The organism is Cereibacter johrii (assembly GCF_001720585.1).
GTDB lineage: Bacteria > Pseudomonadota > Alphaproteobacteria > Rhodobacterales > Rhodobacteraceae > Cereibacter_A > Cereibacter_A johrii.
Genome location: NZ_MABH01000047.1, coordinates 1 through 21,900, shown reverse-complemented (window position 1 = coordinate 21,900; position 21,900 = coordinate 1). Strand labels below are relative to the sequence as shown.

26 protein-coding genes are annotated in these 21,900 nt (G+C 70.2%); 13 read left to right on the top strand and 13 right to left on the bottom strand.

The window, feature by feature from the left end; genetic code table 11:
• The 5 genes from A9O63_RS03030 to tdh all read left to right on the top strand — a co-directional run.
• On the top strand, window positions 1–866 hold an 866-nt coding region (locus A9O63_RS03030; RefSeq protein ID WP_069330603.1), incomplete at its 5' end, for a YbfB/YjiJ family MFS transporter.
• A 496-nt stretch (window positions 867–1,362) separates the two neighbouring features.
• Window positions 1,363–1,887 (top strand): hypothetical protein, encoded by a 525-nt coding sequence (locus A9O63_RS03025; RefSeq protein WP_069330602.1) that lies wholly within the window; start codon window positions 1,363–1,365, stop codon window positions 1,885–1,887.
• Between the two features lie 87 nt (window positions 1,888–1,974).
• Window positions 1,975–3,420, top strand: coding sequence for a protein adenylyltransferase SelO (locus tag A9O63_RS03020; protein ID WP_069330601.1), 1,446 nt, complete (start codon window positions 1,975–1,977; stop codon window positions 3,418–3,420).
• 44 nt (window positions 3,421–3,464) lie between these two features.
• Entirely contained in the window at window positions 3,465–4,655 is a 1,191-nt protein-coding gene (locus tag A9O63_RS03015) for a glycine C-acetyltransferase (RefSeq protein ID WP_069330600.1), read from the top strand.
• Window positions 4,655–5,680, top strand: a complete 1,026-nt coding sequence (tdh, locus tag A9O63_RS03010; RefSeq protein WP_069330599.1) for an L-threonine 3-dehydrogenase — start codon at window positions 4,655–4,657, stop codon at window positions 5,678–5,680. The genes A9O63_RS03015 and tdh overlap by 1 nt, the downstream gene beginning before the upstream one ends.
• A gap of 87 nt (window positions 5,681–5,767) precedes the next feature.
• On the opposite strand, the gene A9O63_RS23760 is transcribed toward tdh, so the two are convergent.
• From A9O63_RS23760 to A9O63_RS02990, 5 genes are all read right to left on the bottom strand, one after another.
• A complete protein-coding gene (locus tag A9O63_RS23760; protein ID WP_108223063.1) occupies window positions 5,768–5,854 on the bottom strand; it encodes a small membrane protein YohP in 87 nt (28 codons plus the stop codon).
• A gap of 24 nt (window positions 5,855–5,878) precedes the next feature.
• Window positions 5,879–7,204: a cytochrome P450 gene (locus A9O63_RS03005; RefSeq protein ID WP_069330598.1), complete on the bottom strand. Its 1,326-nt coding sequence runs from the start codon at window positions 7,202–7,204 to the stop codon at window positions 5,879–5,881.
• Window positions 7,205–7,314: 110 nt separating this feature from the next.
• Window positions 7,315–7,569 carry a hypothetical protein gene (locus A9O63_RS03000; RefSeq protein WP_069330597.1) on the bottom strand — a complete coding sequence of 85 codons (255 nt, stop codon included), beginning with the start codon at window positions 7,567–7,569 and terminating at the stop codon, window positions 7,315–7,317.
• Window positions 7,570–7,602: 33 nt separating this feature from the next.
• Entirely contained in the window at window positions 7,603–9,735 is a 2,133-nt protein-coding gene (locus tag A9O63_RS02995; RefSeq protein ID WP_069330596.1) for a catalase, read from the bottom strand.
• A 110-nt stretch (window positions 9,736–9,845) separates the two neighbouring features.
• Complete coding sequence (locus tag A9O63_RS02990; RefSeq protein ID WP_084295547.1) at window positions 9,846–10,358, bottom strand: hypothetical protein; 513 nt, start codon at window positions 10,356–10,358, stop codon at window positions 9,846–9,848.
• 139 nt (window positions 10,359–10,497) lie between these two features.
• Here A9O63_RS02990 and A9O63_RS02985 point away from each other — a divergent pair, with 139 nt between their 5' ends.
• Entirely contained in the window at window positions 10,498–11,052 is a 555-nt protein-coding gene (locus A9O63_RS02985; protein WP_069330594.1) for a DNA-3-methyladenine glycosylase, read from the top strand.
• A 72-nt stretch (window positions 11,053–11,124) separates the two neighbouring features.
• Window positions 11,125–11,286 (top strand): hypothetical protein, encoded by a 162-nt coding sequence (locus A9O63_RS21745; RefSeq protein WP_002719534.1) that lies wholly within the window; start codon window positions 11,125–11,127, stop codon window positions 11,284–11,286.
• A 183-nt stretch (window positions 11,287–11,469) separates the two neighbouring features.
• Here the strand turns inward: A9O63_RS21745 and A9O63_RS02980 are convergent, their stop codons facing one another.
• The 3 genes from A9O63_RS02980 to A9O63_RS02970 are packed head-to-tail and all read right to left on the bottom strand — an operon-like array spanning window position 11,470 to window position 13,773.
• Window positions 11,470–12,558: a DUF3618 domain-containing protein gene (locus A9O63_RS02980; protein WP_069330593.1), complete on the bottom strand. Its 1,089-nt coding sequence runs from the start codon at window positions 12,556–12,558 to the stop codon at window positions 11,470–11,472.
• Window positions 12,558–12,959: a phage holin family protein gene (locus tag A9O63_RS02975; RefSeq protein WP_069330592.1), complete on the bottom strand. Its 402-nt coding sequence runs from the start codon at window positions 12,957–12,959 to the stop codon at window positions 12,558–12,560. The genes A9O63_RS02980 and A9O63_RS02975 overlap by 1 nt, the downstream gene beginning before the upstream one ends.
• On the bottom strand, window positions 12,946–13,773 hold the full coding sequence (locus A9O63_RS02970) for a hypothetical protein (protein WP_069330604.1): 828 nt from the start codon (window positions 13,771–13,773) through the stop codon (window positions 12,946–12,948). Before A9O63_RS02970 ends, A9O63_RS02975 begins: the two co-directional genes overlap by 14 nt.
• A gap of 201 nt (window positions 13,774–13,974) precedes the next feature.
• Here A9O63_RS02970 and A9O63_RS02965 point away from each other — a divergent pair, with 201 nt between their 5' ends.
• The 3 genes from A9O63_RS02965 (at window position 13,975) to A9O63_RS02955 (ending at window position 15,768) form a co-directional block, all read left to right on the top strand.
• Window positions 13,975–14,472, top strand: a complete 498-nt coding sequence (locus tag A9O63_RS02965) for a pyridoxamine 5'-phosphate oxidase family protein (RefSeq protein WP_069330591.1) — start codon at window positions 13,975–13,977, stop codon at window positions 14,470–14,472.
• A gap of 103 nt (window positions 14,473–14,575) precedes the next feature.
• Window positions 14,576–14,851, top strand: a complete 276-nt coding sequence (locus A9O63_RS23040; RefSeq protein ID WP_069330590.1) for a hypothetical protein — start codon at window positions 14,576–14,578, stop codon at window positions 14,849–14,851.
• Between the two features lie 503 nt (window positions 14,852–15,354).
• Window positions 15,355–15,768, top strand: coding sequence for a phosphate-starvation-inducible protein PsiE (locus A9O63_RS02955; RefSeq protein ID WP_069330589.1), 414 nt, complete (start codon window positions 15,355–15,357; stop codon window positions 15,766–15,768).
• Between the two features lie 2 nt (window positions 15,769–15,770).
• On the opposite strand, the gene mtnA is transcribed toward A9O63_RS02955, so the two are convergent.
• From mtnA to A9O63_RS02940, 3 genes are all read right to left on the bottom strand, one after another.
• Window positions 15,771–16,865, bottom strand: coding sequence for an S-methyl-5-thioribose-1-phosphate isomerase (gene mtnA, locus A9O63_RS02950; protein WP_069330588.1), 1,095 nt, complete (start codon window positions 16,863–16,865; stop codon window positions 15,771–15,773).
• A 116-nt stretch (window positions 16,866–16,981) separates the two neighbouring features.
• Complete coding sequence (locus A9O63_RS02945) at window positions 16,982–17,416, bottom strand: DUF1178 family protein (protein WP_069330587.1); 435 nt, start codon at window positions 17,414–17,416, stop codon at window positions 16,982–16,984.
• 71 nt (window positions 17,417–17,487) lie between these two features.
• Window positions 17,488–17,976: an NUDIX hydrolase gene (locus A9O63_RS02940; RefSeq protein ID WP_069330586.1), complete on the bottom strand. Its 489-nt coding sequence runs from the start codon at window positions 17,974–17,976 to the stop codon at window positions 17,488–17,490.
• Window positions 17,977–18,258: 282 nt separating this feature from the next.
• Between A9O63_RS02940 and A9O63_RS02935 the strand changes: the two genes are divergently transcribed.
• Genes A9O63_RS02935 through thpR form a run of 3 tightly spaced genes read left to right on the top strand, consistent with a single transcriptional unit; the run spans window position 18,259 to window position 20,505 of the window.
• Window positions 18,259–18,789, top strand: a complete 531-nt coding sequence (locus A9O63_RS02935; RefSeq protein ID WP_069330585.1) for a glutathione peroxidase — start codon at window positions 18,259–18,261, stop codon at window positions 18,787–18,789.
• Window positions 18,790–18,799: 10 nt separating this feature from the next.
• Window positions 18,800–19,927, top strand: coding sequence for an acetoin utilization protein AcuC (locus A9O63_RS02930; RefSeq protein WP_069330584.1), 1,128 nt, complete (start codon window positions 18,800–18,802; stop codon window positions 19,925–19,927).
• Window positions 19,924–20,505: an RNA 2',3'-cyclic phosphodiesterase gene (gene thpR / locus A9O63_RS02925; protein WP_069330583.1), complete on the top strand. Its 582-nt coding sequence runs from the start codon at window positions 19,924–19,926 to the stop codon at window positions 20,503–20,505. Before A9O63_RS02930 ends, thpR begins: the two co-directional genes overlap by 4 nt.
• On the opposite strand, the gene A9O63_RS02920 is transcribed toward thpR, so the two are convergent.
• Together A9O63_RS02920 and A9O63_RS02915 are read right to left on the bottom strand one after the other, a co-directional pair.
• The gene (locus tag A9O63_RS02920; RefSeq protein WP_069330582.1) at window positions 20,486–21,043 is read right to left on the bottom strand and encodes an NnrU family protein; all 558 of its coding nucleotides are present in this window, start codon (window positions 21,041–21,043) and stop codon (window positions 20,486–20,488) included. The genes thpR and A9O63_RS02920 overlap by 20 nt on opposite strands.
• 293 nt (window positions 21,044–21,336) lie before the next feature.
• Window positions 21,337–21,900, bottom strand: a 564-nt coding sequence (locus tag A9O63_RS02915; protein WP_412841969.1) for a 3-deoxy-D-manno-octulosonic acid transferase, incomplete at its 5' end; no start/stop codon positions are given.

Sequence of the window (21,900 nt, the reverse complement as noted above, 5' to 3'; positions counted from 1 at the left end):
GCCTGCTGGCGGGCGGCTCGGGCGGGGTCGTCTTCGTCTGCGGCGGCCTGCTCGCCGTGGGCCTCAGCCTGCGGGCGGGGTCGGGCGGGCTCGTGCTCGGCACGTTCTACGCAGGCACCGGGCTCGGGATGATCCTCTCGGCGCTCGCGGTGGCGCCGCTCCTCGGGATCGCGGGCGCCCCCCACTGGCCGCAGGGCTGGCTGATCCTCGCGGGCCTCTCCGCCCTCTGCGCGGCGCTGGCGCTCCTGCCGCTCAGGGACGGGCTCGGCGCGTCCGTGCGGCAGGCGAGCAGTCGCGGTCCCACGCCGCTGCGTTTCTGGAGGATCCTCGCCGGCTATCTCCTCTTCGGCCTGGGCTCCATCGGCTACATGACCTTCATTTACGGCCACCTCGCCGAGAGCGCGGGCGGCTGGCGGCAGGCGATGCTCTTCTGGTGCGCTCTGGGTCTTGCGGCGGTGGCCGCGCCCTGGATCTGGCGGCGGCTGATCGGCGGCGCGAGCCCCGAGCGCAGCTTCGCGCTCCTCGTGGCCGCCAATGCGGTGGGCTCGGTGCTGCCGTTCCTGATGCCGGGCGCGCTCGGCCTCTGGCTCTCGGCCTTCCTGTTCGGCAGCACCTTCTTCAGCACGGTGGCGGCCACCAGCGCCTTCGCCAGCGCCCTGCCGCAGGCCTTCGACCGGGGCCGCGCGATCCGCGCCTTCACCATCGCCTTCGCGCTGGGGCAGTTCGCGGGCCCGGTCGTCCTCGGCTGGACGGCCGACCTCACCGGGCGTCTCGATGCGCCGCTGATGTTTGCAGGCCTCGTCGTGCTCGCAGGCGCGGGGCTGGGCCTCATCGAGCAGAGGCCGGACGCCATCGACGGGGCCTGACCCGAGCCGCCGCGAGGGCCGAGGCGCCTTGCGGTAGCGGCCATCCCTGGGATCCGCGGCGCGCAAAGTGTGCTCGCAGGCGCGGGGCTGGGCCTCATCGAGCAGAGGCCGGACGCCATCGACGGGGCCTGACCCGAGCCGCCGCGAGGGCCGAGGCGCCTTGCGGTAGCGGCCATCCCTGGGATCCGCGGCGCGCAAAGTGTGCTCGCAGGCGCGGGGCTGGGCCTCATCGAGCGGAGGCCGGACGCCATCGACGGGGCATGACCCGCGCCGCCGCGAGGGCCGAAGCGCCTTGCGGTGGCGGCCGTCCCAGGGATCCGCGGGGCGCAAAGTGGCGGAAAATCAGGCAATCCGCAGCCGGCCGCCGCCCGCATGGCCTCTTGCCGCCCATCTGTCTGCTGCCCTGCGGCGAGATCGCGCCGGGACACATCGCCGTCATTTGACTCGGGCCCTCTGCGGAGGCAGGTTCCACATTCCACCGACAGAGGGATCACGGATGACTGGGCTGCTTCATTTCGGCACGATCGCGGGGCTGGCATCGCTCTTCGGCGTGCTGGTGCCTGCGCGCGCGCTGGATGAGCTGATGCTGCCGCTGATCGCCGTGCTGCCCGTCGTGGCCTCGGTGCTGGTGCTGCGGGCGGGCACGCCCATGCCCAGTGCGGGATGGGAGCGGATCGACCCGGTGCGCCGCCATCGCTTCACCCGGCGGCTCGTCGAACGGACCCTCGCCTATCGCCGCGCGGTCTTCATCCTCTCGGGCAGCTTCCTGGCGCTGGCGGCCATGTTCGCCGTGGGCAAGGGCGGCGTGCTCGACGGCCTCCTCTCGCAGCGGCAGGAACAGCTGGCCGCGGCGGTGGTGGGCGGCCTGATCGGGCTCTGCGGCAGCTGCCTGCCCGAGATCCTGCGGCGGGAATGCGCCGTGGCCGACATCCAGAAGCGGCTGGTGGACGAGCTGCCGGTCTTCCGCTCGAACCGGCCCGGCGCTCAGGTGATCCGGCTGGTCCCCCGCACAGGCGCCTGACGCGCGGTCCTGCCTCTTTCCCGTCCCCCCGCTTGTTCCGGGCGCCCCGGGGGCGCATATGTGAAAGAGACCCCGAGCAGGACCCTTATGACCTTTCGCTTCGACAACAGCTATGCCCGCGACCTCGAGGGCTTCTATGTGGACTGGCCCGCGGCGCCGGTTCCCGCGCCGCGGCTTCTGCGGCTGAACCGACCGCTGGCCGAGGAGCTGGGGCTGGATCCCGACCTTCTCGAGCGCGAAGGGGCGGAGATCTTCTCGGGGAGGTGTCTGCCCGAGGGGGCGCACCCGCTGGCGCAGGTCTATGCGGGCCATCAGTTCGGCGGCTTCTCTCCCCAGCTCGGCGACGGGCGGGCGCTGCTCATCGGCGAGATCACCGACCGCGCGGGCCGCAGGCGCGACCTCCAGCTCAAGGGCTCGGGGCGCACGCCCTTCTCGCGCGGCGCGGACGGCAAGGCGGCCCTCGGGCCGGTGCTGCGCGAATATCTGGTGGGCGAGGCGATGCACGGGCTCGGTATCCCCACCACCCGCGCGCTGGCGGCCGTCACCACCGGCGAGCCGCTCCTGCGGCAGGAGGGTGAGCGGCCGGGCGCGATCCTGACCCGCGTCGCGGCCAGCCACATCCGCGTCGGCACCTTCCAGTTCTTCGCCGCGCGCAGCGACATCGACCGGGTGCGGCGGCTGGCCGACTATGCGATCGCACGGCATTATCCCGAGCTCGCCTCCGCGCCCGAGCCCTATCTCGCCTTCTATGAAGCGGTGGCCGAGGCGCAGGCGCAGCTCGTGGCGCGCTGGATGCTGGTGGGCTTCATCCATGGCGTGATGAACACCGACAACATGACGATCTCGGGCGAGACCATCGACTACGGCCCCTGCGCCTTCATGGAAGGCTACGATCCGGGCACGGTCTTCTCCTCGATCGACCTGCAGGGGCGCTATGCCTATGGCAACCAGCCCTTCATCCTCGCCTGGAACCTCGCTCGGCTGGGCGAGGCGCTCCTGCCGCTTCTGGATGCCGATGCGGTGCGGGCGGCCGACAAGGCCAATTCCGTGCTCGAGACGGTGGGCGCGCGCTATCAGGGCCACTGGATGGCGGGGATGCGCGCGAAGCTCGGGCTGGCCGGTGCCGAAGAGGGCGACGCGCAGCTTGCCGAGGATCTGCTGGAGGCCATGCGCGGCCAGCGCGCCGACTGGACGCTGACCTTCCGCCGTCTCGCGGATGCGGTGACCGATGCGGGCACGCTCCGTCCGCTGTTCCGCGATGCGGCCGCGCTCGAGGCATGGCTGCCGCGCTGGCGCGCCCGGCTGGCGCCCGACGCGGCCGAGCGGATGCGGGCGACAAACCCGATCTACATCGCCCGGAACCACCGGGTCGAGGAGGCGCTGGCGGCCGCCCATGCAGGCGATCTCGCGCCCTTCGACCGGCTGCTCGAGGTGCTGGCTGACCCCTTCTCCGAGCGGGCCGACCGTGAGCTGTTCGCCGTGCCGGCCCCGGAGGGGTTCGACGACAGCTACCGCACCTTCTGCGGGACGTGAGCCGCCGGGTGTCGTAGGATCGGCCCACAGGGAGGGAGAGGGCGATGAGCGGACGGGACGCCTTTCTCGCGGGGATGCGCGAGCTGCTGGAGGGGATCGAGGCCGAAGGTCTCACGAAGCGCGAACGCCCCATCCTCTCGGCGCAAGGCACGCATGTGAGGGTGGGGGACCGCGACCTCCTGAACCTCTGCGCGAACAATTATCTGGGTCTCGCCAACCATCCGGCGCTGATCGAGGCCGCCCGCCGCGGGATGGAAGAGCACGGCTACGGCATGGCCTCGGTGCGCTTCATCTGCGGCACGCAGGACATCCACCGCGAACTCGAAGGCCGGCTCGCCCGCTTCCTCGGGATGGAGGATGCGATTCTCTTTGCGGCCTGCTTCGATGCCAACGGCGGCCTCTTCGAGCCGCTCCTCGGCCCCGAGGATGCGGTGGTCTCGGATGCGCTCAACCATGCGAGCATCATCGACGGCATCCGCCTCTGCAAGGCGCGCCGCTACCGCTACGCCAATTCCGACATGGAGGATCTGCGCCGGCAACTTGCGCAGGCGCGGGCGGAGGGCGCGCGCCATATCCTGATCGCGACCGACGGCGTCTTCTCGATGGACGGCTATCTCGCGCGGCTGCCCGAGATCGTGGCGCTGGCCGAGGAGTTCGGCGCGCTGGTGATGGTGGACGATTGCCACGCGACGGGCTTCATGGGGCCGAAGGGGCAGGGGACGCCCGCCCATCACGGCGTGACGGTGGATATCCTGACCGGCACGCTCGGCAAGGCTCTGGGCGGCGCGCTCGGCGGCTATGTGGCGGGCCCTCAGCCGGTGATCGACCTCCTGCGGCAGAGGGCGCGGCCCTATCTCTTCTCGAACGCGCTGCCGCCGGCGGTGGTGGCGGCCGGTCTCGCCGCGCTCGATCTGGTCGAGGCCGCCGACGATCTGCGCGCCGCGCTCTTCGAGAATACCGCCTACTGGCGCGCGGGCCTGACGGAGGCGGGCTTCCGCCTGCTGCCCGGCGCGCATCCGATCGTGCCGGTGATGCTCGGCGAGGCGCGGCTCGCGCAGGAGATGGCGGCGGCGCTCTATGACCGCGGGGTCTATGTCTCGGGCTTCTTCTTCCCGGTGGTCCCGCGCGGGCAGGCGCGCATCCGCACCCAGATGAATGCGGCGCTGACGCGAGACGATCTCGATCTGGCCCTCGCGGCGTTCCGCGAGGCGGGCAAGGCGGTGGGGGCGATCTGATGCGGGCGCTGGTGAAGGCCAAGGCGGAACCGGGCCTCTGGATGGAAGAGCGGCCCCTGCCCGAGATCGGCCCCGACGAGGTGCTCATCCGGGTCCGGAAGACGGGGATCTGCGGCACCGATGTCCATATCTGGAACTGGGACGACTGGGCCGCGAAGACGGTGCCGGTGCCGCTCGTCACCGGGCATGAGTTCGCGGGCGAGATCGTCGAGGTGGGCCGCGACGTGCGCGACCTCAGCCCGGGCCAGCGCTGCTCGGGCGAGGGCCATCTGATCGGCCATCATTCGCGGCAGGTGCGGGCGGGGCGCTTCCATCTCGATCCCGAGACCCGCGGCATCGGCGTCAATGTGCCGGGCGCCTTCGCCGACTATCTGCGCCTTCCCGCCTTCAACGTGGTGCCGCTGCCCGATGCCATCGACGACGAGGTGGGGGCGATCCTCGATCCCTTGGGCAATGCCGTTCACACGGCGCTCAGCTTCGATCTGGTGGGAGAGGATGTGCTCGTCACCGGCGCAGGCCCCATCGGGATCATGGCCGCCGCCGTCGCCAGACATGTGGGCGCGCGCCATGTCGTCATCACGGACGTCAATGCCGACCGGCTGCGGCTGGCAACCGAGGTGGCCGATGTGGTGCCGGTCAATGTGGCCACCGAGGATCTGCGCGCCGTGATGGGGCGTCTGAAGATCGTCCAGGGCTTCGACGTAGGGATGGAGATGTCGGGCGCGCCCGCGGGTTTCGATCAGATGGTCGAAGCGATGGTGATGGGCGGTCGCATCGCGATGCTCGGGATCCCGCCCGGCCGCAGCCCCGTCGACTGGAGCCGGATCGTCTTCAAGGCCTTGACCATCAAGGGCGTCTACGGCCGCGAGATCTTCGAGACCTGGTACAAGATGATCGCGATGCTGGAGAACGGCCTCGACATCCGGCGCGTCATCACCCACCGCTTTCCGGTGGCGGACTTTGCGCAGGGCTTCGCCGCCATGCGCAGCGGCGCCTCGGGCAAGGTGGTGCTGGACTGGGGCTGATCGGGGCCGCCCTGCGGCGCCTGCCGCTTTCGTCAAGCGGCGGCCCATCCGGCCGCCGCAGTCACATGTGGGTGGTCGCTGCGTCGTTCAGAAGATCAGGGCGAGAATGCCGATGATGACGAGCAGGCCCACGAGAAAGATGAGGCCGACGGTGCCGCCGATGAATTTGAGCATGGGAGTCTCCTTTCAGTTTCCGACTCAACAGTCGCCGGAAGCCTCTGTTCCCGAGCGTCGGCGGATCGCCGAAAGGATCATGCCGCTGCGGGGCTGCGCCGGCATCCGGTTCAGCCGCACGCCCAGATCCTGCGCGGGAACCTCGTACTCCATCTCGCAGCAGAGGAGGCGGATGGCCTCCTTCATCAGCTCGACGGTGATCATCTCTCCCGGACAGCGGTGGGTGCGGGCGACGTCACCCGCCCCCTGGGGGATGAAGGCATCGTCCTGTCCCGTCCAGCTCAGCATCCGCTCGGCGCGGAAGCGGGTGGGTTCGGGGAAGTGCCGCGGATCGTGCGTCGTTCCGTAGAGATCGAGCAGAAGCCATTGACCCTCCGGGAATTCGTGGCCCTCCCAGGTAACGGGCCGGGTGGTGACGGCCGCGGTGAAGGGGAAGAAGGGCGATGCGCGGCGGACCTCCTCGGCAAAGTCGCCCGCGAGTTCCAGATTGCCCGACCGGAAGAGCTCGCGCCATGTCGTCTCGCGATGCAGCGCCAGCGCCGCGAAGGTGATGTAGCGCCCCACCGCCACGATGGGGCGGAGCAGGTTCAGAAGCTCCACCGCTGCAACGGAAGGATCCAGAAGCGCGCCATCCTCCTCGCGGTGGAAGGCAATCGCATGGAGGGCGGTCGCGGCCTCCGGAACCACTTCGCCGGCCCGCACCTGCTCCACAAGATTGCGCAGACGCTTCTCGGTGCCGGCGCGGCGCATCTGCGCCAGCCAGTTGCGCGGGCCGATGCTGCCCGCCTTGTCGATCATGTCGAAAATCTCGCGGGCGAGCTGCGTCTCGGGCTGGTGCGCCACCCCGGCCCAGCGGCAGGCCGCCCGGGTCAGGAGGCGCGCCACCTCCTGCTGAAGGACGATCTGTCCTTCCGCTTCCCACGCGGGCAGCCGCTCGCGCCATGCCCGGCGGACCTCGGCGACCAGCGCCTCGACGCGGGCGGGATCCATGCAGATCGAGAGGAACAGCGCCTTCCGGTGCCGGTGGGCCGGCCCCTCGAGCTGCTGCACCGAGCCCTTGTCCTGCAGGAGATGCAGCACGGTCGAGGGCATCGCCCCCACGCGCGTGAGACCCTCGGCGCCATAGAGCAGCCGCGCGGCCGCGCCGCCGCGCAGGCAGATGACCTCGCGCAGACGCAGGCGGGTCGTCACCACGTCGCTGTCCATCCGGTCGCACAGGTTCGAGACGAAGCGGTAGCCCTCGCTCATCAACGCCATCGAGGCATCGAGCCGCGGATCCCGCGGAATGTCCTGCGGGCCTGCGGCCATGCGAGGCTCCTCCGTCCTGTCACGGCCCTCGTGTGTCGTCATGTTTCTATTCCTCGCGTCTCCGGCTGCCCCGAGAGGCCGGCCAGAATCTCAGAAGCTGGCCCCGGGACGGGGGCCAGCTTCCGGTGCTGCGCAGGTCGTCCGGGAGCCGCTCAATAGGTCGCGGGCGGATCGCTTGCCGGGAAGGACTCGTCCAGCGTCTCGTCCAGCCGGTCCCAGTCGCGGGGCGGATCGCGCATCGCATCGCGCCCGGCCGGCCGCACCTGCGGAAAGTCCGCGGTGCGGCGGCCGTTCATCAGATGGCGCACCGCGAGGGCCCCGAAGGCGCCCAGAACCACTGCCGAGGTGAGCATCAGGGCCGAGCTGCGGCTCTGCCGCTCATGGGCCCCGGTTTTCGCATAAGCCATTGTGGGTCCTCTCTCTTCATGCCCGAAGGGCTGTCACGGGGAAAACGTCCGGGCGAGGGGAGGGTTCCCGCCCAGCGTCGCCTCGCGCGGCCAGTGGCGCATCCCGCGGCAGGTCGCCACGAAACCGTCGATGTCGCTGCTCGAGCCGATCTCGACCCAGCCCTCGTCCATCTTGGCCCCGAGCGCGCAGGCCTCGATGAGCGGCTCTGCCCCGCGGTGGGCGATGAACTTGCAATGCGCGTGGGCGTCCGTGAGGAAGTCCTGCGCGGCCGGGTTGGCGGCCAGCATCGCCGCATCCGTGCCGGGCAGCACCGCCACCGCATCGAAGATCACCGACGGCCCGCCGCCCAGCTTCTCATCCGCCGGATGCAGCGTGCCCGCGCTGTCGGTGACGCCGCCGACCTGCGGGGCCACGAGCTTCATCATCGCCCCCTCGGCCTGCAGGATCGAGCGCAGCTCGGTCAGCAGTTCGGCCTCGACGCCATTGCCCGCCAGAACTCCGACGGTGCGGCCCGCAAAGCTCGGCGGCGGGTTCTTCAGCATGCTGAGCGCGTCCGACGGGGGCAGGTCGGTGCGTGTCGGCCGGGCCGCCGGGGCGGGCTCGGGCATCTCGGTCAGGCCCAGCCCGTCCGCCACCGCCTGCGCCAGAGCGCCATCGATGTTCAGGAGGTGCGCGACGATCCGGGCTCGGATCTCGACCTCATGGCACTTCGAAAGCTCGAAGACCAGCGCATCGCGGATGTGGCCCTGCTCGACCGGCGTCTGGCTCAGGAAGAACTGCCGCGCCTGGCTGTAATGGTCGGCGAAACTCTCGGGCCGCAGCCTCCGCTTCTCGCCCTCGTTGCGCACGGCATAGCTGACATAGCCTTCGAGCGGATGGGCCCGCGGGCCCTTGCCCCAGCCGTTCGGCTCGTAATTCACCCGACCCTTGCGGTTCGAGGTCTGCATGTGCCCGTCCTGCTGGAAGTTGTGGACGGGGCACCCCCGCGGCGCGTTGATCGGCAGCTTGGTGAAGTTGGGGCTGCCCAGCCGCTTGAGCTGCGTGTCGAGGTAGGAGAAGTTCCGGCCCTGCAGCAGCGGATCGTCGGTGAAGTCGATGCCGGGCACCACGTTCTGGGTGCAGAAGGCGACCTGCTCGGTCTCGGCGAAAAAGTTGTCCACGACGCGGTCCAGCGTCAGGGTGCCCACGATGGTCAGGGGCACGAGCTCTTCCGGGATGATCTTGGTGGGATCCAGCACATCGAAGTCGAAGCGGTTCGCGAACTCCTCGTCGAAGATCTGCAGGCCCAGCTCCCACTCGGGGAAATCGCCGGCGGTGATCGCCTCCCAGAGGTCGCGGCGGTGCCGGTCGGGGTCGGCGCCGTTGATCTTCAGCGCCTCGTCCCACAGCACCGACTGCAGGCCGAGCTTGGGCTTCCAGTGGAACTTGACGAAGCTCGACTGACCCTCGGCATTGACGAAGCGGAAGGTGTGGACGCCGAAGCCTTCCATGAAGCGGAAGCTGCGGGGAATGGCGCGGTCCGACATCTGCCACATGACCATGTGCATCGATTCGGGCGTGAGCGAGATGAAGTCCCAGAAATTGTCGTGAGCCGACTGGGCCTGCGGGAAACCCCGGTCGGGCTCCGGCTTGACGGAATGGATGAGGTCCGGGAACTTGATGGCATCCTGGATGAAGAAGACCGGAATGTTGTTGCCGACGAGATCCCAGTTGCCTTCGTCGGTATAGAATTTCACCGCAAAGCCGCGCACGTCGCGGGCAAGGTCCATGGATCCCTTGGAGCCCGCGACCGTCGAGAAGCGCACGAAGGTCTCGGTGATCTTGCCCTCCTTCTGGAAGGGGGCGGCCCGGGTGATCTCGGGGATGGCCTTGGTGCATTCGAACAGGCCGTGCGCCCCGAAGCCGCGAGCATGGACCACACGCTCGGGGATCCGCTCATGGTCGAAGTGGAAAATCTTTTCGCGGAGGATGAAATCCTCCAGCGCGGTCGGTCCCGGCGTGCCGCTCGTGAGCGAGTTCTGGTTGTCGGCGATGGTGACACCCTGGGCCGTGGTCAGACGCTCGTCTCCCTCGCCGGCGTGCTGGTGGAACTCGCCGCCCGCGCCGTAATCCGACACGAGGTTCTCGAAACTGCCGGAACGGGCGGCAGGTTTGTCTTCGGCCATCTGGCTCTCCTTGACAGGGGGAACGGCTGGAGTCTGTGCGGGGCGCGCGCGCCCCGCCATGGCTGCGGCCCGGTCGATCCTCGCCGGGCCGCGAAAGGGGTGGGGCCGCGTTACTGCGGCTTGAAGGAGGTCACGAACGAGCAGGCCTGCGTCCAGACCGAGGCATCGCCCGGAGAGGCCGGCGCGTCGGAGGCGTTCGTCGTGTCCTCGGGAACCGGGGCCGGCGTATCCGCGCCGCCGAGATCCTCGCCGGTCGTCTCGGCCTCTTCGGGATCGGGCGTCAGCGCGCCGCCGAGCCCGCCGGACGAGGCGCCGCCCATGGAGCCTGCGTCCATCAGATAGGCCTGACAGTCCCGCACGGCGCGCTCCTTGGCTTCCGGATCGAGCGCGGCCCACCGCTCCTCCATCTCGTCGGTCGCCCGGAGCGAGGTCATGGCCGGATCCTCGAAGAACACGTCGCGCACGTCGTCGGACCAGGTCTGCTGGCTGATGTCCTTGATGCTGCCCGTGCCGGTCTCGGGGGCCACAGGCCGGGTCGGGTCCATCCCGTCCGCGCCGCTCTGGGCGAAGCCCGGGGCCGCGGCCAGGGCAAGGAGGCTCGCGGTGAAAGCAATCTTCCTCATCGACAGTCTCTCCATTCGTGAACATCACCGGGGGGTCGCGCAGGCTGCGCGGGGTTGCGGAAGGAACGGCAGCGGGTGACGAATGTTCCGGGCGGCGGATGTCACACCGGCGTCAGACCGCGCAGAAAGAGGGGGGCAGATGGACGGACAGATAGCCTATTTCGCGCGTGAGGCCCCCGCGGTGGCGGTGGATCTCCTGGGGGCGCATCTGCAGGTACGCGGCGTGGGCGGACGGATCGTCGAGACGGAGGCCTATACGCCGGAGGATCCGGCCTCGCACAGTTTCCGCGGCCCCAGCCCGCGCAATGCGGCGATGTTCGGGCCGCCGGGCTGCGCCTATATCTACCTGTCCTACGGCATCCACCTCTGCCTCAACGTGGTCTGCGCGCCGGGCCATGCCGTGCTGATCCGCGCTCTGGAACCGACGGAGGGTCTTGCGGACATGGCGGCGCGGCGCGGCACCGAGGCCCCGCGGCTGCTCTGTTCCGGGCCGGGCCGGATCGGTCAGGCGCTGGGTCTGACCCTGGCGGACGATGGCACCGCCTTCGGCACGCGGGGCTTTGCGCTGCAGCGGGGGGCGCCGGTGGCGGCGGGAGAGATCCTGTCCGGCCCCCGCATCGGCATCAGCCGGGCGGCAGAACTGCCTTGGCGCTTCGGCCTGCGCGGCTCACCCTGCCTCAGCCGCAGGTTCTGAGGCGGAACAATCCTGCCCGGCGGCTCTTGGAAGGAAGGGGCGCGCGCTGCGCCCGCAGGAGAGGAGGATGCGATGACGAACGACCTGCAACTCGGCCCGAACGATCCGCCGGCTCCGGACCCGATGCCCGAGCCGAACCCCTATCCCGATCCGATGCCCGACCCGGATCCCATCCCGCCCGGCGATCCGGACATGCCGAACCCGGGCGAGGAGACGCCTCCGATCTACAGCTGAGGACGCATCCGGCCCGACGTGTCAGAACAGGAAAGAGGCTCCGGTCCGCGACCGGAGCCTTTTGTAGTCAAGGCAGAAGCCGGCCGAGGACGCCTCCGGCCCTCCGTGTCAAAGGGCGCCTCGAGACAGAACATGAAAAAGGCTCCGGTCCATGACCGGAGCCTTCCGCATCTTAAAACAGTCTCAGAAGCCCGAGCCTGCAACCTTGGGATCGGACGTGCCGGGCCCCTTGGCCGTCGAGCCGGTGGAGCCTGTCGAGCCCGAGGCCGCCGAGGAAGCGGCGGACCCGGTGCCGGTCGAAGACTTGTCCTCGTCCTTCCCGTGCAGCATGGGCTCGACCTGCGCCTTCGCCTCGGTGGCAGCCGCATCGGCGACGCGTCCCACCTTGGAGGCCAGCGTCTCGCCCTTTTCGGGCACCAGACCCTCGTCGCGCGCCGCCGCGATGGTGGCGTCATAGGTCTCGCGCGCGGCCTTCATCGCCCGCTCGCGCAGCTCCCACGACGAGGCCTTCGCCTCATCCCAGAGATCGTCGCTCGTGCGGCCCATCCACTCGTCCTCGGTGCGCGTCCGGGGAAGCGCGGCCCCGATCACGGCACCCAGCACCACGGCCGCAGCACCCACGAGCAGGGGCTGCTGCTCCATGCCGTGGCTCATGCTGTCGCGCATCTGATGCGCGCCGTGAGACGCGCGGACCCGCAGATGGCCGGCGCGGTCGCGCAGGTGCGAGGACCGCTCGCCCAGATCGTCGCGCCAGTGGCCGGCGCGGTCATAGGCATCGTCGCGCAGGCTGCCCGCGCGGTGACGGGCGTCCCCGAACGTTTCGGCGACCTTGTCGGTTGCGGAATGGGCCGCGCGGCTCACGCTTTCGGCGGCGTCGCTCACCGCATGTTTCACGCGCGAGACCACGCCCTCGCTCCGCTCCGAGCTATAGGAGGCGCCGCCGCCGTAGGGCTCGTAGGACCGGCCGGCGGAGCCGTAGTCGCTCCGGTAGTAATCGTCGCGGTCATGGGCCGCGCCGCTGCGCGAGCGGCTCGAGGAGCCGCCGAAGGCGAGCCACGCCAGGCCCACCCCGATGAGACCCAGAGCCACCGGATTGTCGCGCACCTGCCGGCCGGCGGAATGCATCACGCCCCGCACATCCTCGACGCCCACGAAATTCGCGAGATCGTCGACCACCTGATTGACGGACATCCGCTCCTTCAGCGCGTCGAGGGTGCTTTCGACCCGCGCGCGGTTCTCTTCCACTTCACGTTCGATCTTGTCGGAATTCATCAGATCTGCTCCCGTGCAAGCCGCACGTCGCGGCTGGTCTGTTCGATGGTGCGTTCCGGCACCAGATTGGCGGCGCTCATGTCCTTGCGGCCTCGGGCGATCAGAAGTCCGCCGATCGCGGCCAGGACGGCGCCAACGATGAGGGCGGCCCAGGCAGGACCGACCCAATGGGCGAGAAGGACGACCAGCGCCTGCACCAGCACCAGAAGCGCCACGAGGAGGAGGATCCCCCCCGCCGCGATCATCTCGGCGCCGACGGCCATGCTGCGTCCGGCCTCGGCAACCTCCGCGCGGATCAGGCGGCTCTCGCTGCGCACGAGCCCGGTGACGTCCCGCACGAGGTCCGACAGAAGATCGCCCAGAGAGCGATCCTCCGGGATGCCGCGCTTAGGAGCCTCCATCTTTACCTCCCGACGTCGGGCCCGAGCCAAGGGGCTTCACGCTGGCCGCGGTGGGTGCCATGCCCGAGCTGCGGGCCGTGGACTCGTTGGCGCGTCCGGGCTGGGTCGGCTCGGTGCCCGGCATCGCGGCTCCGCCCGGGGCGCTGAAGGGCGCGGCGCCCGGCTGGCCGGCCGTCGAGGGGCGGTTCTGGCCGCCGATATCGTGCGGCTTCGCGCCGAGAGGCTCGTGCGACGCACGCTCGTGGGCGGAGCTGCCCGGGGCGGCACCGCGCCAGCGGTCGTCGCGCATCGCATCTCCCTCATCCCAATCGCGCCCACGCGTACGGTTTGACGAGGAAGAGACGAGGAAGCGGCCGATGGCGAGCCCCGCAAAGAGGGCCCCGCCCACGAAGAGCGCCGGGTTCTCGCGGCCGAAGCGTGCGACCGACCGGGTCATCTCTTCCGCCGACCGGTGACGCATCCGGTCCGCCATGTCGTCGAGCGTGTGGATCGCGCGATGGATCATCTGCGGCGGAGCGGGCGCGTCATCGCGCTTTTCCGCTTCCTCGGCCCCTTTGCGCATCGACTGGGCGATGCCGTGGATGCTGTCGCACAGATCCTCCTTGCGGCGATCCATCTCGTCCAGCACGAGGCGCGAGACGCTGGAGCGAGCCCGGTGTGCCTCCTCGCGGGCACGGCCCGCGGCCCCATGAAGACGCTCGCGGGCGTCGTCCATCTCGCGGCGAGCGGTTTCTCGCGCGGCGTCGGTGAAGCCCGGACGGCCGGACGGATCCGAGGCTGTCCCCGAGCCGGTCATGTTCTTGTCGGTCTGCATCCTGATCTCCTCGCATTTCTGCGACCGGAGGCGCTTGCGGCGCGGCATCCGGCCTGTGTCGCCCAGAAACAGGTGCCGCCCGGCATTTGTTCCGCATGTCCGGAAGCGCCCGGCGGGCAACGGGGGCCGCCCGTCCGGATGGGAACCAACCCCGGCCGGGTCCGGTTGCTCCGCCAACGCACTGCAGATCAGGAGGGCCGAATGGCCGATACGAAACTCGCTCAGACCGATCCGAAGGCCGCGCTCTGGAAACAGCTCGGCAAGCTCCGCGCCGGGATGCTCGGCGTCGAGGGCTCGGGCCAGCATATGCAGCCGATGTCCCACCATTGCGACGAGGGCGCCGCGAAGCTCTGGTTCCTGACCAAGCGCAGCACCGACCTCTTCCGCGCCATCGGCGCGTCGAGCACGGCGCATTTCTGCATCATCGCGCATGACGAGGATTTCCACGCCTGCCTTTCCGGCCCGATCGGCGAGGAGACGGATCGCGCGAAGCTCGACGAGATGTGGAATCCGGTCGTCGCGGCCTGGTTCGAGGGCAAGGACGACCCGGATCTCGTGATGGTCTCGCTGAAACTGCGCAGCGCGGCGATCTGGGCCTCCACCAGCTCGACCGCGCGCTTCGCCTACGAGATCGCCAAGGCGAACGTGACCGATAGCGACCCCGACGTGGGCGTCCACAACGTCGTGACCTTCGCCTGATGCGGCGGCGGGCCTGCGCTGGGCAGGCTCGCCGCGAAATTTGTGCCGCCGAGCGGAACCGGCGCAGCCGTAGGCACGTTTAGCGCGCAAGAGGGAGGGTTAGATGGCAACCATGTTCGGAATCATCGTCTTCTTGGCCATGCTGGCCGTCTGCTGGTTTGGCTACATGGCCGCCGAGCGTCAGGCGAACCGCCTCCACCTCGCGGCCGCCCGGACCCGCGAGGCGGAGCCCGCGCGGAGCGCGTCGCCTGCGCCAGCGGCGCACCGGGATCACGCGCCCGCCCCGCAGCCCTCCACCGCGCAGCGCATCATGGAGGCCGACACGTCCGCGAAAGCCCCTGACGCGAACGCCGGCTCCTCGGGGCCGAAAGAGGTCTGACGGAACCGTGCCCGGCCCACATCCGGGCACGTTTGCCCGGGCATCTGCCCCATGCCCGGACAGTGCGGAGCGCAGCCTTCCCCCGGAGGCTGCGCTCCGGTCGTTTGAGGGGCTGCGCTTCGTGCAAACGGGCTTCCCGCAAGTGACCTGACAGTCTGGGCTCCCTGTTGGCGGCGGGGTCTGGCCGTCAACAGGCGTGGCCCCCTCCATCGAACCTGCGCCTGCGGGCAGGATGCCGGAGCGGATCGCCCGATCACCGGGGTCGATGGCTCTCGTCCGCCCCCCGAGGCGGGAGCTTTGACCGCTCCCCGGGTTCGCCCGGAGCGCCGCCCTCGCCGCAGACGGGTCTTTCGGGCCTCCGCTGGCGATCCCGGCTGGCGATGCCGGACGCGCCCGAAGCGACGCCCTCGCCGCGGGCGGGTCTCGCTGGCGCCCCCGGTCGCCACCGGTTGGCGGGCCGCTTCGGGCCTGTTACTCTTCGGCCCGTGAAGAGTTCGGGGGATGTGCCTGTGACGGAAGACGAAAACGATGGGTCGGTGGACGCCGGCCGGACCGAGAAGCTGGTGATGGTGGCCGCGCTCGGGGTGATCGAACGGGGACTTCTGATCCTCGTGGCGCTCATGACCCTCGCCGCCACCTCGGTCGAGGTCCTGTCCATCATCGAGCGGCGGAGCGTGAACCTCGGCGACATCCTGCTGATGTTCCTCTATACCGAGGTCATGGCCATGGTCGCGGTGTTCTACACCGGCAAGGGCCTGCCCTTCGTCTATCCGATCTTCATCGCGATCACGGCGCTCGCGCGGCTGATCGTGCTGCAGGGCAAGGACATGGACCCCCAGAACATCGTGCTCGAAGCCTCGGCCATCCTGCTCCTTGCCATCGCCGCCGTCGTGCTGCTGCGCTTCGCGCGGCGATAGGCTCAGGCCGCGCTGCGGGCAGCCTCGGGGAACAGGGCTGCCATCGCGCCGGCCTCCGCCGCGCAGATCCCGCGCTCGGTGATGAGGCCCGTGACCAGCGCAGCCGGCGTCACGTCGAAGGCCGGATTGCGGGCGCCGGTGCCGTCGGGAGAGATCTGCACCGAGATCACCGATCCGTCCGGCGCCTTGCCCTGCACATGGGTCACTTCGGCGCCCGACCGCTCTTCGATCGGGATCTCCGCCACCCCGTCCCGGACCGTCCAGTCGATGGTGGGCGAGGGCAGGGCCACATAGAAGGGCACGCCGTTCGCCTTCGCCGCCAGCGCCTTCAGATAGGTGCCGATCTTGTTGCAGACATCGCCCTGCGCGGTGGTGCGGTCGGTGCCGACGATCACGAGATCCACCTCGCCATGCTGCATGAGATGGCCGCCGGCATTGTCCACGATCAGATCGTGGCTCACCCCGTGCGAGTTCATCTCCCAGGCGGTCAGCAGCGCGCCCTGATTGCGCGGCCGGGTCTCGTCCACGAACACATGGACGTCGATCCCCGCCTCGAGCGCATGATAGATCGGCGAGGTGGCGGTGCCCCAGTCGACGGTGGCGAGCCATCCCGCATTGCAATGGGTCAGGATGTTGACCCGGCCGCGCTTCCGCTCGGCGATCTCGCGGATGAGCGTCAGGCCGTGCGCGCCGATCCGGCGGTTGATCTCCACATCCTCGTCGCAGATCTCGGCCGCACGGCGCGCCGCCGCGGCTGCCCGCTCGGACGGGGGCAGAGGCGCCAGCAGACGGCGCATCTCGTTCAGCGCCCAGCGGAGGTTGATCGCCGTGGGCCGCGTCGCGTGCAGCACCTCCCATGTCTCGGCCAGCGCGGCGTCGGACGGATCATCGGCCATCTGCACCGCCATCCCCCAGGCGGCGGTGGCTCCGATCAGCGGCGCGCCGCGCACCCACATGTCCCGGATCGCGGCCGCGAACTCCGCGCGCGTGCGCAGCGGCACGATCCGCAGCTCATGCGGCAGCCAGCGCTGGTCGATGATGCGGACCTCGCCCGCCTCGCACCAGATCGAGCGGAAAGGGGTGCCGTTGATCTTCACGGAATGCCTCCGGGTCAGTCGTGAGGGTGGAACGCGCCCAGAAGGCCCCGCCCGCCGGCCAAGGTCAAGAGAGGCGCCGCTGCTTGCGACGATCCCGCGCGGGTCAGGGGCAGCGGTCAGTTCACCTTGCGCTGCGGCAGGAAGGGCAGGGGGGCCACCGGCACGCCGTCCTCGATCAGGCGGCGCGCCTCCTCGACCTTGGCCTCGCCATAGATCGCCCGCTCGGGCGCGTCGCCCTCGTGGATCTTCCGGGCTTCGGTCGCGAAATTCATGCCGACATATTCGGAATTCTCCTCGACCTGCCGGCGCAGGGCGCGGAAGGCTTCCTCCATCTGCGAGGCGGGGGCGGAGAGAGGCTTCGGCGGCGGTTCTGCGGCAGCCTTGCGCGCGGGGCGCACGGCCGGGGCCATCAGCACCTTCTCGACCGACGAGGAGCCGCAGACGGGGCAGGCCACCCGGCCCGCGGCCAGAAGGTCGTCGAAGGCGTCCGACGACTGGAACCAGCTTTCGAAGCCGTGGTCCTCGGGACATCTGAGAGAATAGCGGATCATTCGGGGCACCGGAGCGGAGCCGCCTCCATGCGGCTCCTCATCCTGTCAGGTAAAGGTGGATCCTTCGAGGTTCAATAGTCGCCCAGCGGCAATCCGTCGTCGGGCCCGGGGCCGGGATCGAACCGGACGAGGATCTCGCGCAGCCCCGGTTCGGCCACCTTCCGCGCCGCCATGTCCGGCGTGAACCATTTGCGCTTGCGTTGACCGCGCTCGGGAAAGCTGTCCGACATGCCCTCGACCGCCAGCGGGAACACCACGACCTCGCAGGCGATGCTGGCGGCGTTCTTGGCGATCTTCTGGTAGGTGAAGCTGCCGAGGGGCTGCGGCGCGATCTCGCCCTGGATGCCGGCCTCTTCCCAGGCTTCCTGCGCGGCCGAGCCCGCATCGTCGAGCCCCTCGATGCGCCCGCCCTTCGGGATCACCCAGCGGCCGGTATCGCGGCTGGTGATGAGCAGCACCTGAAGCTCGCCCCCCTCGAGGCGCCAGCAGATGGCGCCGCACTGCGGCCGGATCTCGCCCGATCCGATGCTTGTCATCCCGATGTGACGGCCGTCGCCCATATGACTCTCCCGCCGGGCCGCGGTCCCGGTCTCATCTTGTCGGTGTCTCGCTTAGATTTCTCATTTTGCCCAATTTAGGCGCGGCAGCTGCCTTATCAATGTTCACGGCCGCCCGACATCCGGAAACTGTCGCACGCAGGGGCGCACAGGCGCAAATGAAACGGGGCAAATCGTCGCGCATTTGACGTATTTCGTTCGCCGCCTATGCTTCAGGATCAGGCGGAGCCCGAGGGGCCCGCTCCGCGCGCCTCCGGCAGAGGCGCCTCGTGCCGGGACAATGCCATGACCGTCCGTCCGCACCTTGCGCTCGCCTTTGCCTGTCTCGCCGCGCCCGCCCTCGCCGCAGGGCCACCGCCGGTCACGTTCGACTCGATCGACGGCGGCCAGATCCGCCTCGACGAGCTGCGCACGGCGGGCCCGGTGCTGGTGGTGAACACGGCCTCGCTCTGCGGCTTCACCCCGCAATATGACGATCTCCAGGCGCTCTGGGACCGTTACCGCGACGCGGGGCTGACGGTCCTCGCCGTGCCGTCGAACGATTTCAAGCAGGAGCTGGACGACGCGGGCGCGGTGCGCGACTTCTGCGCCACCAATTTCGACCTGACGCTGCCCATGACCACCATCACGCCGGTGACCGGCGCCGAGGCCCATCCCTTCTACCGCTGGCTCGCAGAGGAACACGGGGTCGAGCCCCGCTGGAACTTCCACAAGGTGCTGATCGACCGCGACGGGGATCTGGTGGCGAGCTGGTCCTCGCCGGTGCGGCCGACCGACCGCGAGATCGTGGGCCGGATCGAGGCGCTCCTGCCGTGAGGCCGGAACGGTGAACCGGACCGCTGCCGCGGCCTTTCCGGCCGCGCCTCTCTACATCGGCTCCGAGATCTATCGCCGGTCGAGCTACGGCGGCAGGCATCCGCTGCGCGTGCCGCGTGTCTCGACCGTGACGGATCTCGGCCGCGCACTCGGCTGGCTGCCCCCCGCGCGCTTCCGCACTGCGCCGCGCGCCAAGCCCGCCGCGCTCACCCTCTGGCACGATCCGGCATATGTGGCGGCGCTGGCGGCGGCCGAGGCGGGACTGGCCGGGCCGGAGATGCTGGCGGCCCACGGGCTCGGCACGCTCTCGAACCCGGTCTTTCCCGAGATGTTCCGCCGGCCCGCGACCGGCGCGGGCGGGGTCATGCTGGCGGCCGAGCTGCTGCGCGGCGGCGGCGCGATCCATGTGCCGGGCGGGGGCACGCACCACGGGATGCGCGACCGGGCGAACGGCTTCTGCTATCTGAACGACCCGGTGCTGGGGATGCTGGTCCTGCGCCGGATGGGGCTCAGGCGCATCGCCTATGTCGATATCGACGCCCACCATCCCGACGGGGTGGAGGCGGCCTTCGCGGGCGATCCCGAGGCGCTCCTGATCTCGGTTCACGAGGAGGGGCGCTGGCCCTTCACCGGCGCGCTCGAGGCGGAGGGCGGCGGCACCTGCTTCAACCTGCCGGTGCCGCGCGGGTTCAACGACACCGAGATGCGGGCGGTGCTCGAGGGGCTGATCCTGCCGAGGCTCGCGGCCTTCCGTCCCGAGGCTCTGGTGCTGCAATGCGGGGCCGATGCGCTGGAGGAGGATCCGCTGTCGCGGCTGGCCCTGTCGAACAATGCCCATTTCGAGGTGGTGGCGGCGCTGCGTCCGGTGGCGCCGCGCTTTCTCGTGCTGGGCGGCGGCGGCTACAACCCCTGGTCGGTCGGCCGCTGCTGGGCGGGCGTCTGGGCCACGCTCGCGGGCCAGGAGATCCCCGACCGTCTGCCGGAGGCGGCGCGGGCGGTGCTGGCGGGCCTCGACTGGGGCGGGGGCGGGCGTCCGCCGCCGGCGCCCGCTTTGATCGAGACCCTGCGCGACGCGCCGCGGGAAGGGCCGGTGCGGCCGGAGATCCGGGAGAGGCTCGCCCGCCTCGCGCGGCGATGATCCGCGCCTTCGTCGCCCTCGATCTGCCCGCCGAGGTGCGCTCGGCGCTGGCCGTCCAGCAGTTCCTGCTGCCGCTGCCGCGCAAGGTCGAGCCCGAGAATTTTCATCTGACGCTCCTCTTCCTCGGCGAGGTGGCGGAGCCGGTGCTGGAAGCGGCCCACGAAGGGTTCGAGGCCATCTTGCGGCCGCCCTTCGATCTGGAAGTGGCGGGGCTCGGGCTGTTCGGCGGCGAGCGGCCCCGCGCCGTCTGGGCCGGCATCCGGCCCTCGGAACCGCTGGCCCGCCTGCAGGCCAAGATCGAACGCGCGGCGCGGGTGGCGGGCATCGAGCCCGAGCGCCGGCGTTTCTCGCCCCATGTCACCCTCGGCCGCTTCGCACCCCCGCCCCCCGAGGAGCGCTTCCGCCTCGAACGGGCAGTGGCCGAGGGCGCCTCGTTCCGTGGCGGCCGCTTCGAGGTCACGCGCTTCGTCCTCTACCGCTCGCATCTGGGGCCGAAGGGGGCGCGCTACGAGGAGCTCGCCACCTATCCGCTGCGCGGGCCTGCGCAGACCGGGGGCCTCAGAAGTAGTCGCCCATGAAGGGATTGTGGTTGAGGAAGATATGGGTCGAGGTGATGGCGCCGTAGAGCGCGAGGCCGATGCCCACCAGCATCGCATCGCGGCGGAGCGGACCCGGCGGCGGGCGCACCCATTCCCCTTCCTGCGCATTGATGAGCAGGATCGACCCCGCAGCCCAGAGCCACATGCTGCCGAAGAGCAGGATGGCCGCCAGATCGCCGTTCACCAGGAGATGGGCCGTGGCCCAGATCATCGTGGCGAGAAACTGCGGATGGCGGATGCGCGTCCAGATCACGCCCTTCAGCACGCCCGCGCCGAGGAGCACGATCGCCACGAGCATGAGCAGGTTGTTGAGATAGCCCGTATCGGGAAGGGGCACATAGACCGGAACATAGTCGGCGGTCCGGTAGCCGTGGATCATCAGCACGAGGCCCAGGGTGATGATGAGGGTGACGAGGCCCTTTCCCGGATCGCCCATCCGGGCGCGGAGGTCGGGGAAAACCCGCTTGAACAGATGGCCTGCGACCCAGAGAAAGATCCCGAGTGTCAGGAGGATCATGGCACGATAACTCCGGCAGACTGACAAGATGCGGGAGGATGCATCCGGACCTGTAAAAGTTCCCCTTTCTGCCGGCTGTCGTCGGGTCAAGCAGGGCGCGCGCGCCCTGTGGTTGCAGGCCGCAGGGGCTCGCTGCCGCCGGACGTGTCGGAGGGGGCGTCAGTGGGTCTGTCCGGAGGGGGCGGGACGGGGAGCGGGGCGCCGGTTGGGGCGGTCGCGTGGGGGCGCTGCCCCCACACCCCCGGGATATTTGGGCCAGAATGAAAGGGTGGGGGAGGGGCTTGCCCCTTGGGTCAGGCGGGGCGGGTGAGCCGGTCGAGTGCTGTGAGGATGGGGGCGGGGTCTGCGGCGCGTGGCTGGGCATGGGCGGCGGCTGTGAGCGCTTCCTGACGCTCGGGCGTGAGCCGGGCCAGCGCCGCGCCCAGATCCTCGGCCGAGCCCACGGGCAGGGCCGCGCCGGCTGCGTCGAGCGCCGCGAAGACCTCGGCGAAATTGTGGATCGAGGGGCCGTGGACCAGCGCCGAGCCCGCTTCCATCGGCTCGAACGGCGTATGGCCGCCGCGCGGTGCGAGCGTGCCGCCGATGAAGGTCGCGCCGCAGAGCCCGTACCAGAGCCCCATCTCGCCCAGCGTGTCCGCGACATAGACCGGCGCGTCGGGCGTCTCTCCGCGCGAGCGGAGGCGGGCCTCGACCCCCTGGGCCCGGGCCAGCGCCAGGATCTCGGGGCCGCGCTGCGGATGGCGGGGCGCGATCACGAGAAGGTCGAAGAGGTCGCGGGCGCTGCCGAAGGCCCGGAGGATCGCGGCCTCCTCGCCCTCGTGGGTCGAGGCCGCGAGCAGGCAGCGCGCCCGCGGCGG

Excerpts from the sequence above, each read along its gene's own strand:
- A9O63_RS02945 (WP_069330587.1), bottom strand. The coding sequence starts at position 17,416 with ATGATCCGCTATTCTCTCAGATGTCCCGAGGACCACGGCTTCGAAAGC.
- A9O63_RS03015 (WP_069330600.1), top strand. The coding sequence starts at position 3,465 with ATGAGCGGACGGGACGCCTTTCTCGCGGGGATGCGCGAGCTGCTGGAG.
- A9O63_RS02995 (WP_069330596.1), bottom strand. The coding sequence starts at position 9,735 with ATGGCCGAAGACAAACCTGCCGCCCGTTCCGGCAGTTTCGAGAACCTC.
- A9O63_RS02940 (WP_069330586.1), bottom strand. The coding sequence starts at position 17,976 with ATGGGCGACGGCCGTCACATCGGGATGACAAGCATCGGATCGGGCGAG.
- A9O63_RS03000 (WP_069330597.1), bottom strand. The coding sequence starts at position 7,569 with ATGGCTTATGCGAAAACCGGGGCCCATGAGCGGCAGAGCCGCAGCTCG.
- A9O63_RS02970 (WP_069330604.1), bottom strand. The coding sequence starts at position 13,773 with ATGCAGACCGACAAGAACATGACCGGCTCGGGGACAGCCTCGGATCCG.
- A9O63_RS02990 (WP_084295547.1), bottom strand. The coding sequence starts at position 10,358 with ATGAGGAAGATTGCTTTCACCGCGAGCCTCCTTGCCCTGGCCGCGGCC.
- A9O63_RS03020 (WP_069330601.1), top strand. The coding sequence starts at position 1,975 with ATGACCTTTCGCTTCGACAACAGCTATGCCCGCGACCTCGAGGGCTTC.
- A9O63_RS03005 (WP_069330598.1), bottom strand. The coding sequence starts at position 7,204 with ATGACGACACACGAGGGCCGTGACAGGACGGAGGAGCCTCGCATGGCC.
- A9O63_RS02980 (WP_069330593.1), bottom strand. The coding sequence starts at position 12,558 with ATGAATTCCGACAAGATCGAACGTGAAGTGGAAGAGAACCGCGCGCGG.
- tdh (WP_069330599.1), top strand. The coding sequence starts at position 4,655 with ATGCGGGCGCTGGTGAAGGCCAAGGCGGAACCGGGCCTCTGGATGGAA.
- A9O63_RS02920 (WP_069330582.1), bottom strand. The coding sequence starts at position 21,043 with ATGATCCTCCTGACACTCGGGATCTTTCTCTGGGTCGCAGGCCATCTG.
- A9O63_RS21745 (WP_002719534.1), top strand. The coding sequence starts at position 11,125 with ATGACGAACGACCTGCAACTCGGCCCGAACGATCCGCCGGCTCCGGAC.
- A9O63_RS23760 (WP_108223063.1), bottom strand. The coding sequence starts at position 5,854 with ATGCTCAAATTCATCGGCGGCACCGTCGGCCTCATCTTTCTCGTGGGC.
- A9O63_RS23040 (WP_069330590.1), top strand. The coding sequence starts at position 14,576 with ATGGCAACCATGTTCGGAATCATCGTCTTCTTGGCCATGCTGGCCGTC.
- A9O63_RS02985 (WP_069330594.1), top strand. The coding sequence starts at position 10,498 with ATGGACGGACAGATAGCCTATTTCGCGCGTGAGGCCCCCGCGGTGGCG.
- A9O63_RS02965 (WP_069330591.1), top strand. The coding sequence starts at position 13,975 with ATGGCCGATACGAAACTCGCTCAGACCGATCCGAAGGCCGCGCTCTGG.
- A9O63_RS03025 (WP_069330602.1), top strand. The coding sequence starts at position 1,363 with ATGACTGGGCTGCTTCATTTCGGCACGATCGCGGGGCTGGCATCGCTC.
- A9O63_RS02975 (WP_069330592.1), bottom strand. The coding sequence starts at position 12,959 with ATGGAGGCTCCTAAGCGCGGCATCCCGGAGGATCGCTCTCTGGGCGAT.
- thpR (WP_069330583.1), top strand. The coding sequence starts at position 19,924 with ATGATCCGCGCCTTCGTCGCCCTCGATCTGCCCGCCGAGGTGCGCTCG.
- A9O63_RS02935 (WP_069330585.1), top strand. The coding sequence starts at position 18,259 with ATGACCGTCCGTCCGCACCTTGCGCTCGCCTTTGCCTGTCTCGCCGCG.